This window comes from Shinella pollutisoli (assembly GCF_024609765.1).
Taxonomy (GTDB): Bacteria; Pseudomonadota; Alphaproteobacteria; order Rhizobiales; family Rhizobiaceae; genus Shinella; species Shinella pollutisoli.
The window spans coordinates 66430-81788 of the sequence record NZ_JANFDG010000006.1 but is presented as its reverse complement, the minus strand read 5'-3'; the positions used below and the strand labels follow the sequence as shown (position 1 = coordinate 81788).

The window sequence follows — 15359 nt, the reverse complement described above, 5'->3', positions numbered from 1 at the left end:
TCGAGGCAGGGCTGTCCCATGGAATGACGAGGGTGCGTCCTGCCCCTTCTTCCCGCCGGGAAGAAGGTCGCGGCAGCGGGATGAGGGGATGCCGCGGGCCAGATGCGGCGCGCTTGCCCCCTCATCCGGCCCTTCGGGCCACCTTCTCCCCGGCGGGGAGAAGGGGAAGGAAGCGGCAACGCCGCATCCCCATGCGATAGCGCTGCCGCCGAGGGGGTGGCAAGAGGTTGCCTCAGGCGACGAAGCGGCCCCCGTGGTAGACGGCGTCGCTCGCGCGGTTGTCGAGGTCGCGGGTCTTGAAGTGGTCGATCTTGCGGTTGAGGTCCTCGACGCGGCGGCGCAGGCCGTGGATCTCGGCGGTGTTCTCCTCCACCATCGCGGCGTTCTGCTGCGTGATGAGCTCGACCTGGTGGACGGCCTGGTTGACCTCGCTCAGGCCCCGGTACTGCTCGGCCGCCGCCGCCTCGATCCGGCCGACGAGCTCGTGGATCGAGGAGATGTGGTCGTTGATCACCGTCAGCGCCTCGCCGGTCTCCGTCACCAGCGCCACGCCGTTCCGCACCTGCGCGGAGCTGTCGGAGATCAGGCCCTTGATCTCGCGGGCGGCGCCCGCGCAGCGCTGCGCGAGCTCGCGCACCTCCTGCGCGACGACGGCGAAGCCGCGGCCCGCCTCGCCCGCCCGCGCCGCCTCGACGCCGGCATTGAGCGCGAGCAGGTTGGTCTGGAAGGCGATCTCGTCGATGACGCCGATGATCGTGCCGATCTTCTCCGAGGAGCGCTTGATCTCGTCCATCGCCTCGACGGCGCGCGAGACGACCTCGCCGGAGCGCACGGCATAGGCATGCGTCTCGTCGACGGAGGCCGCGGTGCGCTGGGCGCTCTCGGCGGTCGAGCGGACGATCTCGGTGAGCTGGCCGAGCGCGCGCGAGCTTTCCTCGAGCGCTGCCGCCTGCTGCTCGGTGCGGCGGGCGAGGTCGTCGGCGGAGACGGCGAGGTTGCCGGTGCCGCCGTTGATCTCGGCCGTCGCGTTGCGCACGTCGGAAAGCGTGGTGCGCAGCGCCTCGACGGCGTTGTTGTAGGTGCGGGCCATGGCGACGTACTCGGCCGCCAGCGCCTCGGTCATGCTCTCCTCCAGGTCGCCGGCGGCGAGCTTGCCCAGCACCTCGGAGAGCGCGGTCAGCGCCTCGGTCTGCTCGGCCTCGATGCGGGCGCGCTCGGCGGCGCGGCGCGCCTCCTCCTCGGCGCTGGTGCGCCGCTGCGCCTCCGCCTCCTGCTCGAGGCGGATGTTCTCCAGCGCCGCGTCGCGGAAGACGGCGACCGAGCGCACCATGTCGCCGATCTCGTCGCCGCGGTTGCGGCCGTCGATGCTGATGTCGAGGTCGCCGCTGGCCAGCCGCGACATCGCCTCGGTGACGCGCTTCAGCGGCCCGCGCAGCGTCTCCACCAGCATCAGCCCGCCGACGATGGCAAGCAGCGTGCCGGCGACCATGGCGATGATCGAGACGTTGGCGGAGCGCTGGCTGTCCTTCTTGCCGGCTTCCTGGGCGCTGGAGACGAAGCTTTCCAGCGTCTGGCTGGCGTCCGCCACGTGCACATAGGCCTCGGCGCGGGCGGCCTGCCATTTCCCGCCGACGGCGATCAGGTCCTGCGAGCCCTTCTCGATGCTGGCAAGCGACGGCCCGAGCTTCTCGGCGAGCCCGCGCAGCGCGGCGTTCTTGCCGCCGAGCTTCGACAGTTCGGCGGCGCTGGCCGCCACCGTGCGGATGTCGGCGAGCACGGCGTCGCGGCTGTCCTGGTCGAGCCTGCGGTGCAGCTCGCTGATGTGCAGGCGCGTCTCGTCGATGCCCTTGAAGGTGTCGCCCATCAGCGCGATCAGCGTCTTCATGAGCGCGATCTCCGCGTCCATGCCGACGAAGCGGCGGGCGGCCGTGTCGGAATTGGCGGCGGCCTCCTTCAGGAAGTCGGCGTCGAACTTGGTGAGCTTGGTGAGCACCGGAACGAATTTCGCCTTCTTCGCATCGGCGTCCTCCCCGCCGGCGAGGATCGCCTGGATCGTGGCGATCTCGGCCTCGAAGGGCTTGATCTGCTCCAGCGCCTTCGGCGAGGCGATCGCCTTGGATTCGGCGAGCTGCTTGAGGAGATGCGGCAGGTAGGTCTCCGCCGCCTTGACCTTGTCCTCGGCCTTCATGGCGAGCGCCACCGGCTTGCGGAACTTGCCGATACGCTCGGCGAGGCCCTGGTAGGCGGCCGCGTCGAAGAGCAGCGTCTTGGCGAACTTCTCCTTCTCGCCCGATTCGTCGCGGATGACGCCGATCTGCTTTTCGGCGAACTCGCCGTCGCGGGTCATCGCCGACAGCGCGCCCTCCAGCTCGGCGGTGACGGCGTTGCGCTCCTCGTTGATCGCCCAGAGCGCCGACGTCTGCGCGCGCATCTTTTCGGCGAGCGCCACGACCGGGGCGATCTTCGCCCTGTCGGCGGCGTCCGACAGCAGGCCGTCGAGGTCGCGGATGCCGGCCTCCTGCTCGTCGATGCGGGCGACGAGCGCGTCGCGCGTGGCGGCGTCCGGCCGGTCCACGAAATCCTGCAGGCCCGTGCGCAGGTTCTGGAAGTGCGACAGGCTGTTGATCGTCTCGCGCGTCACGGTCATGTGGCCGTTCAGCGTGCTCGCGGTGAAATAGCCGACGAGGCCGATGCCCGCGATCAGCGCGACGAGGGGGACGACGAACAGCAGCACCTTGGTGACGATTCGGCGCTGCTGGAGGAGACGATCGATGAAAGACATGGTGTTCCCCGGTTCTTTGCAGCCAAGCTCCCGTCGGGTGCGCGCGCGGCGCGGAACGGCCGCGACGCTCTATCGGAGCGTGGCCGGCGATCGATCCGGGCGCCTGCGGCTTCCCGTTGCCGCATCGCCGGTCTCTGCCCGTCGCATCATGCGAAAGTGATCGGGATGGCGAGACGATAGAAGCCGAAGCTTAACGAAACCCTTAGGGGAAACGGCTGGAAATCAGGCTGCCGCACCTCTCTTCATCCGCATCGCCCCCCTTTAAAACTCACGATGGCGCGAGGCGGCGGTTCTGCCTATTAAGGGAGCAGAAGAAGCCGGAATCATTCCCATGAATGCGACAGGAAACGGCAGGGGCGCCCTGTTCATGGTCATCGCCATGGCGGGCTTCACCTGCAACGACGCCCTCGTCAAGGCGGTGACGGCGGAGATGAGCGTCGCGCAGATCATGTTCGTGCGCGGCCTGATGACGACGGTGCTGGTCGTCGTCATCGCCCGCTGGATGGGCGTGCTGGTGCCGCTGCGGGTGCTCTTGCAGCCGGCGGTGGCGCTGCGGGTGGTGGCGGAGATCCTGGCCTCGCTCGCCTATGTCTCTGCGCTCGGCGCCATGCCGCTCGCCAACACCGCGGCGATTCTGCAGGCCCTGCCGCTCGCCGTCACGCTCGGCGCCGCCCTCTTCCTCGGCGAGACGGTGGGCTGGCGGCGCTGGCTTGCGATCTTCGCCGGCTTCGTCGGGGTGCTGATCGTCATCCGGCCGGGACCGGACGGGTTCTCGCCGGCGGCGGTCTACGTCATCGCCTCGGTGGTCGGCGCGGCGATCCGCGACCTCTGTACGCGGCGCATCAGCGACGACGTGCCCTCGCTCGCCATCAGCGTCTTCACCGCCGTCTCGATCACGATCACCGCCGCGGCGCTGATCGGCCCCATGGGCGGCTGGCAGCCGATGTCGGCGGCGGCCTTCGCCAAGCTCGCCGGCGCCAGCGTGCTGCTCCTCGTCGGCTACCAGACGATCGTGCTCGCCATGCGGCACGGCGAGATCTCCTTCATCGCCCCGTTCCGCTACACGAGCCTCCTCTGGGCGATCCTCATCGGCGTCTTCTTCTTCGCCGAGGTGCCGGACCTGTGGATGACCGTCGGCGTCTCGATCATCGTCGCCTCGGGCCTCTACACCTTCTACCGCGAGAACCGCCGCAAGGCGAAGGCGGTGGCGCAGGAATCGCGGCCGGAGCCGCCGTGAGGCCGCAAGGGGTTGCGACCGCCGGCGCCAGTGGCTAGACCGGACACGGCGAAACGGACGGGAGAGAGATGGCACTGGCGGCGGCGATACCCGGCGTGATCCTGGCGGGCGGCCTTTCCTCCCGCATGGGGCAGGACAAGGCGCGCATCCGGCTCGGCGGCGCATCCCTCCTCGACCGGGCCGCGCGGCGGCTGCGCCCGCAGGTCTCGACGCTCGCCGTCAACGCCAACGGCCCGGTGCTCTTCGGCGAGGGCGAGGAACTGCCGGTCTTTGCCGATCTCGACGCCGCCCGCGCCGGTCCGCTCAGCGGCGTGCTCGCCGCCCTCGACCATACGCGGCGCACGCAGCCCGAGGCGAGCCATGTCGCGACGGTGCCGACCGACAGCCCCTTCTTCCCGGAGGACCTGGTGGCGCGGCTCGCCCGCGCGGTCGACGGCCCCGAGCGCATCGCCGTCGCCCGCTCGGAGGCCGGGCTGCACCCGGTCTTCGCGCTCTGGCCGGTCGCGCTCGCCGGGGACCTCGCGGCCTGGCTCGCCGGCGGCGGGGCGCTGCGCGTGCGCAGCTACCTGGAGCGCCACCAGGCCCGCGAGGTCACCTTCCCGCCGGTGGAGACCGCGCGCGGCAGCTTCGATCCCTTCTTCAACATCAACACGCCGGCCGACCTCGACGCGGCGGAGAACTGGCTCTGGGTGCTGGAACGATGACGCGCGCGAAGATCTTCGGCATCGCCGGCTGGAAGAACTCCGGCAAGACCGGGCTTGCGGTGCGCCTCGTCGCCGAGCTCACCGCGCGCGGCTACCGGGTGTCGACCGTCAAGCACGCCCATCACGACTTCGACATCGACAAGGTCGGCGCCGACAGCTTCCGCCACCGCCAGGCCGGCGCCCACGAGGTGGCGATCGTCTCCGGCACGCGCTACGCCGTCATGCACGAGCTGCGCGGCGCGCCCGAGCCCTCCTTCGAGGAGATCCTCGCCCGGCTCGCCCCCTGCGACCTCGTGCTGATCGAGGGCTACAAGCGCGAGCCGATCCCGAAGATCGAGGCGCGCCGGCTGGAGGCGGCAAAGCGCACGCCGCTCGCCCCCGAGGATCCGCACATCGTGGCGATCGCCGCCGACCACCCGGTTCCCGACACCGCGCTTCCCGTCTTCGGCCTCGACGACACGACCGCCGTCGCCGACTTCGTGGTGAGGGTGACGGGGTTGGATAGGTTGACGGAGAATCGATAGGTGCCCCTCACCTGCCTGCCGGCATCCTCTCCCCGCAAGCGGGGCGAGGAACGATGGGCGCGCCGTTTTCCCCTTCTCCCCGCCTGCGGGGAGAAGGTGGCGGCAGCCGGATGAGGGGCTACCGCAAGCCCTACGAATCCAGCATTTCCCGCACCGCTTCCGCCAGCTGCTTCAGCGAGAACGGCTTCGGCAGGAAGCCGAACTTGGCGTCGGCCGGCAGATTGCGGGCGAAGGCGTCCTCGGCATAGCCGGAGACGAAGATGAACTTGAGGTCCGGATAGGACTTGCGCAGCTCGCGCAGCAGCGACGGCCCGTCCATCTCCGGCATCACCACGTCGGAGACGACGATGTCGACCGCGCCGCCGAGCTCCTCCATGATGTCGAGCGCCTCGACGCCGGAGCCCGCCTCGTGGACGGTGTAGCCGCGCGTCTCCAGCATGCGCTTGCCGCCGCGCCGCACCGCCTCCTCGTCCTCGACGAGCAGGACGACCGCCGAGCCGCCGGTGAGGTCGCGCGGTTCCTTCTCCGCCGCCTGCGCGGCGGCTGCCGCCGGTTGCTGCCCGCCGCCGGCGCCCGCCTCGACCTCCGCCGGTGCCGCCTCCTCGATGTGGCGCGGCATGAGGATGCGGAAGGTCGTGCCCTTGCCGACCTCGGAATCGAGATAGATGTAGCCGCCCGACTGCCGGACGATGCCGTAGACCATCGACAGGCCGAGGCCGGTGCCCTTGCCGACCTCCTTGGTGGTGAAGAAGGGCTCGAAGATCTTGTCGATGATCTCCGGCGGAATGCCGGTGCCCTCGTCGGCCACCTCGACCTCGACATAGTCGCCCGCCGGCAGGTCGCGCAGGTTGCGGGCAGCCGCCTCCCCGGCCGGCACGTTGCGGGTGCGGAAGGTGATGGTGCCGCCCTCCGGCATCGCGTCGCGCGCGTTGACGGCGAGGTTGATCAGCACCTGCTCGAACTGGCCGAGATCCGTCTTCACCGGCCAGAGGTCGCGGCCGTACTCGACGTCGATCCTGACATTGGTGCCGGTCATGCGGTCGACCAGCATGCGCAGGTCGCCGATGACGTCGGTGAGGTTGAGCACGGTCGGGCGCATCGTCTGCTTGCGCGAGAAGGCGAGGAGCTGGCGCACCAGCACGGCGGCGCGGTTGGCGTTGCGCTTGATCTCCATCAGGTCGGCGAAGCTCGCGTCCGAGGGGCGCGCCGAGAGCAGCAGGTGGTCGGAGGAGAGCAGGATCGCCGTCAGCACGTTGTTGAAGTCGTGGGCGATGCCGCCGGCGAGCGTGCCGACCGCGTTCATCTTCTGCGTCTGCGCCATCTGCGTCTCGAGCGCCTTCTGCTCGGTGATCTCGACGGCGTAGACGATGGCCGCCTCCTCCGGCGCCTCCTCGCTCTGGTCGATCACGGCGTTGACGTAGAAGCGGAAATGCCGGCCGTCGTCGGCCGGATGCAGCGAATCGATCGGCGCGATGTCGCCCTGCCGGTCGCGCGCCGCCTCGAGCGCCGCCTGGAGGCGGCCGCGGTCGGCGGCGTGCACGATGGTCTCGAGCCGGACGCCGCGGTCGATGTCGTCGCGCGTGACGACGCCGGAGAAGAGCTTCAGGAACGGCGCGTTGGTGCTGAGGATGCGGCCGTCGCCGTCGACGGAGGCGATCGCCATCGGCGTGTTGTTGAAGAAGCGCGTGAAGCGCATCGAGGCGACGGAGGCGGACGGATCGTTCTCGCCCCGCCCCTCGCGTGCGAGCACGATCGTCCGGCTCTCGCCCGGCGCCCCGTCGCGCATGGAGGAGACGCGGTGGACGAGGCGGACGGGCAGGCTCTGGCCGTTCGCCCTGCGCAGGTCGAGGTCGAGCGTGCCGGTCTTCATCAGCCCGGGCTCGGCCTGCACCGACTGGATGAGCGCCAGCCCCTCGCCGGCGACGAGGTCGGCGATCGTCATCGCGCCGGGATGGAACTTGGTGAGGTCGAGGCCGAGCCATTCGGCGAGCGTGGCGTTGAGATAGACGATCTCGCCCTTGCGGCCGGCGGAGAAGAAACCGGCCGGGGCGTGGTCGAGATAGTCGATGGCGTTCTGCAACTCCTTGAAGAAGCGCTCCTGGTCGTCGCGTTCCGATGTGATGTCGGAGATCTGCCAGATATAGAGCGGCAGGCCCTTCTGCCCGCCCGGCAGCACGCGCGCCTTGAGACGGTACCAGTGCGCGCCGGCGGGGCCGCCGGCGCCCGGGTTGAGCGGCTTCATCAGGCGGAACTCCTCCGCCCCCTCCTTGCCCTCGTGCAGCCCGTTCGTCAGCCGGTAGACGGCCTCCGTCGAATCGCGGTTGCGCGACAGCAGCGTCTCCAGCGTCTGCACCTCCGCCTCGCCGGCCGCCCCGGTCAGCGCGCCGTAGGCGGCGTTGGCATAGACGATGCGGCCCTTGCGGTCGGTGATCAGCGTGCCGTCCGGGTGGGAATCGAGGAAGGCGCGGGAAAGCTCGTCCGAGCGCGCCGCCTGCGGCATGAACTCGACGAAGCCGATCAGCGCCGAGACGACGAAGAAGATGCCCGCCATGGCGAGCACGCCGAGGACGCCGAGGACCAGCTCGTTGTCGAGCTGGTTCTTGAAGACGATGAAGGCGGCGGCCGAGGCCGCCAGCACGAGGGCGAGCAGCACGACGCGGAGCACCACCGCCGAGCGGACGCCCCGGTCCACGATCGGCAGGTAATCCTCGCCTGGCCGCCTGATGTTCGACATCGATCCCTCGTGCGCAAGAGTCCGCTCGCAGGACCCAGAATCATGTTTATCCGCCCGAGGGAAGCGCAAAAAGCCGCCGAGGGGAAGCAAGACCGCGAATTCACAGGGAATATTCCCGCGCCCGCGCGGGCCGGCCCGCCAGCGGTCGAAATCGCCGCTGGACAACCGGCCCGCCAGCCTTGTACCAGCCCGAAAAAAGCCGTCAAATGCCCCCATCGTGCCGAAAAGGAGTGACCGCCCATGTTCGAAGACATTCTTGCAGAAAACGGCACGAAGTTCATCGTCGCGGCGATCGTCGTCCTGCTCGGCCTCGCCTGCCTCGCGCTCGTGCTGTGGATCGTGCGCGGCCGCCCCTCCTCCCCCTTCATCCGCGGCGGGCGCAACCGCACGCCGCGGCTTGCCGTGCTCGACGCGGCGGCGATCGACACCCGGCGCCGGCTGGTGCTGGTGCGCCGCGACGACGTCGAGCACCTGGTGATGATCGGCGGGCCGACCGACATCGTCATCGAGAGCCGCATCGTCGGCGCCCAGGCGGCCGAGGCGCCGCAGGCCGCCGCGAAGGCCGAGCCCGTCGCCCGGGCCGAGCCCGTCGCGGCGAGGGCCGAGGAGACGCCCGCCGCCGCCCGCAGCGCGGCGGCAGCGGTCGCGGCCGAGCGCCGCCCGGCGGCGACGCCGGACGGCGTGTCGGCCATGGGCAAGGTGCTCTATGCCGCCGAGGACGACGCCGCGGCGCGCGCGACCGCGATGCGCGGCGCCGCACAGCCCGCCGCCACCATCCGCCAGACCGAGGCGGTCCGCCAGGCCGAGGCGGTCCGCCCGGTCGCCGAGACGCCGCAGCGCATGCCCGAGCGCCGCGCGGAAGCGATGCTCGACCAGGCGCGCCAGCGCGTGCTGGCGACGCCCCAGGCCAATCTCGCTCAGGCCAATCTCGCTCAGGCCAATCTCAGCCAGGCCAATCCCGCCGCGGCCGCCCAGCGGCCGGCGAACCCCGTGCCGGCGGCGCGCCCCGCCGCGAACGCGGCAGACAATCCGGCCGTCGTCAGCGAGTTCGAGAAGCTCCTGGAGGCCGAGATGACGAGCGCGGCGGCGACCGGCACGGTGCGCGCGGCACCGCAGGCCGTACAGACCGCCGGCCAGGCCGTGCCGCTGACGGCGACCGGCCAGCCGGCCACGAAGACCCGCGAGGAGGCGGAGGCGGAAATGGCCCGCCTGCTCGGCGAGATCGCCGCCAACCGCAAGGGCTGACGCGCCCGTTCCCTGAATCCCGGCAAGAAAAAAGCCGTCCGGCCGGGGCCGAGCGGCTTTTTTTCAGGGCGCGGGTCCTGTGCCGGCCCGCTCCTTTCCCGCGGCCGCCCCGATCACTCGGCAGCGGACCGTCCGCGGTCATTTCCGGCGGATGCGGACCTCCTCGCCCGCACCGGCGTCGTCACTCGTCGCGATAGACCTTTTCCCGGCGTTCGTGGCGCTCCTGCGCCTCGATCGAAAGCGTGGCGATCGGCCGGGCGTCGAGACGCTTGAGGCCGATCGGCTCGCCGGTCTCCTCGCAGTAGCCGTAGGTCCCCTCGTCGAGGCGCTGGAGCGCGGCATCGATCTTGGCGATCAGCTTGCGCTGGCGATCCCGCGCCCGAAGCTCGATGGCACGATCCGTCTCGGAGGAGGCCCGGTCCGCGAGGTCCGGATGGTTGGCGCTTTCTTCCGCCAGGTGGTCAAGGGTTTCGCGCGCTTCCCGCAGGATATCCTCTTTCCAGGCGTTCAGCTTCGCTCGAAAATAAGCCCGCTGGTTGGCGTTCATGAACTCCTCGCCCTCGTCGAGGACGAAAGTACTAAGATCGATCTTCTCACTCAACGCGATTCTCCTGAAGAACATCTCAAGGGGCGCTGTATATCCCCACGGAAAACCCGATTCAAGCCTTCCGCGGCATGCCGGCGGTTTTTGCCGATGCCGCTTTCCTGACCTTTGTCAGACTAATATTTCATCAGGATTACAACGGGATGGCGAAGACCGCCCGGACGGGCCCGCCGAAGCGGCGCGCGGCGGGCGCCCGGGCTTTTCTCCCGTCCCCGCCGCTGCCGCGAAAGCGGGCAGATCCGGCCTCGGGGGAAACGGCCCGGATGCGCACATTGTTGCAGCCGCCGGCGCCGATTCAGATTTATTTCAGCAAATCGTGTTTTGTTGACCCGGGGTCAGGGGCACGTCTTGATGTTTGGCAGTCTGAAAAGCATCCTATCGATCGAATCCGACAATCCGGAGCTCGTCCAGGCGCAGCTTGCCGCCTTCACGAAGCAGGTTCCCCTGCTCTATTTCATCCTCGTGACGAACACGGTCGCGCTCACGGCCACGCATTTCGACACGGCGCCCGCCCTGCTGACGCTCGGCGTTCCCGGCATCCTCTACGCGGTCTGCGTGCTCAGGCTCGTCAACTGGCGGCTCAGCCGCAACCGCCTGCACAGGCACGGGCAGGCCGTCGCCAAGCTGCGCGCGACGCAGCGCCTGACCGTCGTGCTCGGCGCGGTGTTCTTCGCCTGGTCGATCAGCCTCTATCCCTATGGCGACGCGCTGCAGCGCGCGCATGTCGCCTTCTACGTCGCCAACACGGTGATCGGCTGCATCTTCTGCCTGATGCACCTGCGCGCGGCGGCCCTCATGCTGACGGCGATCGTGCTCGTCCCCTTCACCGTCTTCTTCAGCGCCACCGGCAATCCGGTCTTCATCGCGCTCGCCCTCAACGTCGCGCTGGTCGCGGTCGCCATGGTGTTCATCCTCTTCACCTACTACCGCGACTTCGAGGCGCTCATCCGCTCGCAGAAGGAGCTGACGGCGCGCCAGGCGGAGACCCAGCGGCTCAGCGACGAGAACCACCGCCTCGCCAACCTGGACAGCCTGACGAACCTGCCGAACCGCCGGCAGTTCCGCACCGAGCTGGAGCGGCGCCTCGCCGAGGCGGAGGCCGACGGCACCGCCGTGGCGCTCGGCCTCGTCGACCTCGACGGCTTCAAGCCGGTCAACGACACCTTCGGCCACGGCGTCGGCGACAGGCTGCTGATGGAGGTCGGCGAACGGCTCTCGGCCTTCTCCGGCCGCGGCATCTTCCCTGCCCGCCTCGGCGGCGACGAGTTCGGCCTGATCATCCTCGGCTGCGGCTGCCCCGAGCGGCTGCGCGCGCTCGGCGAGGAGATCTGCCTCGTGCTTGCCGAGCCCTATATCTTAAATGGGCTCACGGCGCGCATCTCCGGCTCGCTCGGCGTGTCGATCCTCGGCGAGGCCGGCACGACCGCCGACCGCCTGTTCGACCGCGCCGACTTCGCGCTCTACCTCGCCAAGCAGAACTTCCGCGGCACGACCGTCGTCTTCTCCGCCGAGCACGAGGCGGAGATCAACGAGCAGGGCCGCATCCAGCAGGCGCTGCGCGCCGCCGACCTGGAGGCGGAGATGTCGCTGGTGTTCCAGCCGCAGGTCGACGCCGATACCGGCCGCGTCTCCGGCTACGAGGCGCTCGCCCGCTGGGAAAGCCCGCTGGTCGGCGCGGTGCCGCCGGGCGCCTTCATCCGCGCGGCCGAGCGTTCCGGCCTGATCGGCCGGCTGACGGAGGTGCTGATGCGCAAGGCGCTCGCGGCCGCCCATGCCTGGCCGGACGACGTGCGCCTGTCGATCAACCTGTCGACGCGCGACATCGTCTCCAACCGCACGGTGGACGGCCTCCTCGACATCATCGCCGAGAGCGGCGTCGACCCCGCCCGCCTCGACATCGAGGTGACGGAGACCGCCGTCATGCGCAATTTCGAGCTGGCCCGCGAGAACCTCATGCGCTTCAAGGCGCGCGGCATCGGCATCGCGCTCGACGACTTCGGCACCGGCCATTCGAGCCTCAACTACGTGCACAAGCTGCCGCTCACCAAGATCAAGATCGACCGCAGCTTCATCGTCGACATCGCCACCAACGAGCTTTCCCGCAGCATCGTGCGCACCATCGTCGACCTTTCCCGCAACGTCGGCTGCGTCTGCGTGGTGGAGGGCATGGAGACGCACGAGCAGGTGCTGGCGCTGCGCCGCCTCGGCTGCCGCATGATGCAGGGTTACTATTTCGCACGGCCGCAGACGCTGGAGGAGACGCTTTCCCGCCATAGCCTGCCGGCGGATGCGACGAAAGCAGCGCGCAAAACCGGTTGATCTTTGCGCGCGGGGAAGACAAGAAGATCGGCAGACGCGCAGCGCCCCAGGGGAGGATCGATTTGGCATCTCTCGGCATTCCGGCATTCCGCCTCTATCTGCTGCGCCACGCGCGCGCCGCCTGGGCCTCCCCCGGCCAGACCGATTTCGAGCGCGTGCTCGACGACGAGGGTTTCGCCGAGGCCGAGGTGATCGCGGAGGAGGCCGCCGACCAGGGCTACCGGCCGGGCCTCGTCATCTCGTCGACCGCCGCGCGCTGCCGGCAGACGGCCGAGCCCTTCCGCCGCACGATCAGCGAGGAGCTCGATATCGACTATGCCGATTCGCTCTATTCCGGCGGCGTCGACACCTATGCCGAGATCGCCTTCGCGGCCCGCCCCGAGACCTCGGTGATGATCGTCGGCCACAACCCGATGATCGAGGAATTCTTCCACCGCCTCGTCGGCAAGGAGATCGCCGAGACCGCCGCCCCCTTCGGCTATCCGACGGCGGGGCTCGCCATCCTCGACTTCGACGACCGGCCGACCGAGGAGCGCCAGGGCGTCGCCTGCCTCGCCGGCTTCGTCACGCCGCGGCCGGCCGCCTGAGGCCGCCACCTCTTTTCCCGGCCGCATCCGCTCCCTATATCGCCCCCGATGCTGGAAAGAGATCGTGCCGCCTAGCCTGACCACCCTCACCGACGAAGCGCTGCTCGCGCTCGACACGCTCGCCGGCCGTGCCGCGGGCCTCGTCAACCCGTCGGTCCGCCTCGGCGTCACCGGCCTCTCGCGCGCCGGCAAGACGGTGTTCATCTCCTCGCTCGTCCACAATCTCCTGAACGGCGGCCGCCTGCCGCTGTTCGAGGCCGTCCGCTCCGGCCGCGTCTCGAAGATCAGGCTGGAGCCGCAGCCGGACGACGCCGTGCCGCGCTTCCAGTACGAGGACCATATCCGCGCGCTCGTCGCCGACCGGGTCTGGCCGGAGTCGACGCGGGCGATCTCGCAGCTGCGCATCACCCTCGACTACGAGAGCGCGAGCGGCTGGGGCCGGCTGTTCTCGCCGGGCCGGCTTTCCATCGACATCGTCGACTATCCCGGCGAATGGCTGCTCGACCTGCCGCTCCTCTCCCAGGATTTCCGCGCCTTCAGCGAGACGACGGTCGCGCTGGCGCGCTCCGGCATCCGCGCCGAGCTCGCGCGCGACTGGCTGGCGCTGTCGGCCACCGTCGATCCGGCGGCGGACGCGCAGGAGGCGACGGCGCGCTCCCTTTCGGAGGCCTTCACCGCCTATCTGCGCGCCTGCAAGGCTGACGAGCGCTCGCTCTCGACGCTCCCGCCCGGCCGCTTCCTGATGCCGGGCGACCTCGAAGGCTCGCCGGCGCTGACCTTCGCGCCGCTCCCCGGCCTGCCCGAGGGGCGGCTGGAAAAGGGCTCGCTCGCCGCGATGATGGAGCGCCGCTACGAGGCCTACAAGACCCACGTGGTGCGCCCCTTCTTCCGCGAGCACTTCGCCCGCCTCGACCGGCAGATCGTGCTGATCGACGCGCTGCAGGCGATCAACCGCGGCCCGGAGGCCGTGCGCGACCTGGAACGCGCGCTCGGCGACGTGCTCGCCTGCTTCCGCTCCGGTACCAACGGCTTCCTCTCCTCGCTCGTCACGCGCCGCATCGACCGCGTCGTCATCGCCGCCACCAAGGCCGACCACCTGCACCACGAGAGCCACCCGCGCCTCGAGGCCGTCACGCGCCGGCTGGTGGAGCGCGCGATCGAGCGCATCGGCCTTTCCGGCGCCGGCATCGAGGTGATGGCGCTCGCCTCCGTGCGCGCCACACGCGAGGCGACCGTGAAGCACGACGGTCACGATCTGCCGGTGATCGTCGGCACGCCGATGGCCGGCGAGACGATCGACGGCGAGACCTTCGACGGCGAACGGAAAACCGCCATATTTCCCGGGGACTTGCCGGAGGATCCGGATTCGCTTTTCGAGGATCCTGAATCGGATTCCCGCCACACCCTCAACTTCGTGCGCTTCCGCCCGCCGCATATCGAGGAGACGGGCGGCGGGCTGAAGCTTTCCGTCCCGCACATCCGCCTCGACCGCGCGCTGCAATATCTGATCGGAGACCGGCTCGCATGAACGACCGCCCGCGCAGGCCCGCCGCCTTCCCGCTCCCCGCCGACGCCGCGCCGCAGCCGCCGAAGACGCCGCGCAGGCCCGCCGCCTTCGACGGCGCCGTGACGCTGACGCCGGACGCCGAGGACCCGTTCATCGCCACCACCGCCGATCTGCCGGAGCTCACGCCGCCCGTCGCCGCCCCGCGCCCGCGCCGCCTCACCCTCGGCCGCATCGCCATGGGCGCGCTCGGCCTCCTCGTCTCGCTCGCTCTCGGCCTCTGGGTCGACGCGCTGATCCGCGACCTGTTTTCCCGCGCCGACTGGCTCGGCTACCTGGCGATGGCGGCCGCGGCGATCGCCGTCCTGGCGCTCCTCGCCATCGTGCTGCGGGAAATGATCGGGCTTCGCCGCCTCGCCGCCGTGCAGGACTTGAAGCATGACGTCGCCGAGGCGGCGCTCTCGCCCGTGCCCGCCGCCGGCCGCGCCATCGTCGCCCGGCTCGTCCACCTCGTCGCCCTCCGGCCGCAGACGGCGCGCGGCCGCGCGCGGCTCAAGGAGACCGAGGGCGAGATCATCGACGCCGCCCACCTGATCGCGCTTGCCGAACGCGAGCTGATGGCGCCGCTCGACCGCGAGGCGCGCGCGCTGATCCTGGGGTCCGCCAAGCGCGTCTCCATCGTCACGGCGGTCAGCCCCCGCGCGCTGGTCGACATCGGCTACGTCGTCTACGAGAGCAGCCGGATGATCCGCGCCGTCGCCGAGCTCTACGGCGGACGGCCCGGCCGCATCGGCATGCTGCGGCTGATGCGCGACGTAATCGCCCATCTCGCCGTCACCGGCTCCATCGCGATGGGCGACGGGCTGGTGCAGCAGGTGCTCGGCCACGGGCTCGCCTCAAAACTCTCCGCCCGCCTCGGCGAGGGCGTCGTCAACGGGCTGATGACGGCGCGGATCGGCATCGCCGCGATGGACCTCTGCCGGCCCATGCCCTTCCGGGCGCTGCGCCGGCCCGGCATCGGCGACTTCATCGGCGACCTTTCTCCGGGCGCCGGCCGCCGCGAAGAGACGTGAATCACCGGGATTGCAGCGTTCCGGAAACCGTCCATTAACCATTTTC

11 protein-coding genes are annotated in these 15359 nt (G+C 70.1%); 8 read left to right on the top strand and 3 right to left on the bottom strand.

From position 1 onward, the window contains the following. Positions 1–232: 232 nt before the first annotated feature. Positions 233–2782, bottom strand: coding sequence for a methyl-accepting chemotaxis protein (locus NNZ72_RS06735; RefSeq protein WP_257314362.1), 2550 nt, complete (start codon positions 2780–2782; stop codon positions 233–235). 331 nt (positions 2783–3113) lie between these two features. On the opposite strand from NNZ72_RS06735, the gene NNZ72_RS06730 reads away from it, so the two are divergent. The 3 genes from NNZ72_RS06730 (at position 3114) to mobB (ending at position 5247) form a co-directional block, all read left to right on the top strand. Then, the gene (locus tag NNZ72_RS06730; RefSeq protein ID WP_257314361.1) at positions 3114–4019 is read left to right on the top strand and encodes a DMT family transporter; all 906 of its coding nucleotides are present in this window, start codon (positions 3114–3116) and stop codon (positions 4017–4019) included. 68 nt (positions 4020–4087) lie between these two features. After that, positions 4088–4723, top strand: coding sequence for a molybdenum cofactor guanylyltransferase MobA (gene mobA, locus NNZ72_RS06725; protein ID WP_257314360.1), 636 nt, complete (start codon positions 4088–4090; stop codon positions 4721–4723). Continuing rightward, positions 4720–5247: a molybdopterin-guanine dinucleotide biosynthesis protein B gene (mobB, locus tag NNZ72_RS06720; RefSeq protein WP_257314359.1), complete on the top strand. Its 528-nt coding sequence runs from the start codon at positions 4720–4722 to the stop codon at positions 5245–5247. The genes mobA and mobB overlap by 4 nt, the downstream gene beginning before the upstream one ends. Before the next feature lie 130 nt (positions 5248–5377). Here the strand turns inward: mobB and cckA are convergent, their stop codons facing one another. Then, positions 5378–7981 carry a cell cycle histidine kinase CckA gene (gene cckA, locus NNZ72_RS06715; RefSeq protein ID WP_257314357.1) on the bottom strand — a complete coding sequence of 868 codons (2604 nt, stop codon included), beginning with the start codon at positions 7979–7981 and terminating at the stop codon, positions 5378–5380. Positions 7982–8221: 240 nt separating this feature from the next. Here cckA and NNZ72_RS06710 point away from each other — a divergent pair, with 240 nt between their 5' ends. After that, positions 8222–9226 (top strand): flagellar biosynthetic protein FliO, encoded by a 1005-nt coding sequence (locus NNZ72_RS06710; protein WP_257314355.1) that lies wholly within the window; start codon positions 8222–8224, stop codon positions 9224–9226. Between the two features lie 181 nt (positions 9227–9407). Here NNZ72_RS06710 and dksA read toward each other — a convergent pair whose 3' ends face one another. After that, on the bottom strand, positions 9408–9827 hold the full coding sequence (gene dksA / locus NNZ72_RS06705) for an RNA polymerase-binding protein DksA (RefSeq protein ID WP_257314352.1): 420 nt from the start codon (positions 9825–9827) through the stop codon (positions 9408–9410). Positions 9828–10181: 354 nt separating this feature from the next. On the opposite strand from dksA, the gene NNZ72_RS06700 reads away from it, so the two are divergent. The 4 genes from NNZ72_RS06700 to NNZ72_RS06685 all read left to right on the top strand — a co-directional run bounded on the left by NNZ72_RS06700 (position 10182) and on the right by NNZ72_RS06685 (position 15313). Continuing rightward, the gene (locus tag NNZ72_RS06700) at positions 10182–12149 is read left to right on the top strand and encodes a putative bifunctional diguanylate cyclase/phosphodiesterase (protein ID WP_257314351.1); all 1968 of its coding nucleotides are present in this window, start codon (positions 10182–10184) and stop codon (positions 12147–12149) included. 62 nt (positions 12150–12211) lie between these two features. Continuing rightward, complete coding sequence (locus NNZ72_RS06695) at positions 12212–12736, top strand: SixA phosphatase family protein (protein ID WP_257314349.1); 525 nt, start codon at positions 12212–12214, stop codon at positions 12734–12736. 64 nt (positions 12737–12800) lie between these two features. After that, positions 12801–14264 (top strand): YcjX family GTP-binding protein, encoded by a 1464-nt coding sequence (locus NNZ72_RS06690; RefSeq protein WP_257314347.1) that lies wholly within the window; start codon positions 12801–12803, stop codon positions 14262–14264. Continuing rightward, positions 14261–15313 (top strand): YcjF family protein, encoded by a 1053-nt coding sequence (locus NNZ72_RS06685; protein WP_257314345.1) that lies wholly within the window; start codon positions 14261–14263, stop codon positions 15311–15313. Before NNZ72_RS06690 ends, NNZ72_RS06685 begins: the two co-directional genes overlap by 4 nt. The last annotated feature ends 46 nt before the right edge of the window (positions 15314–15359 follow it).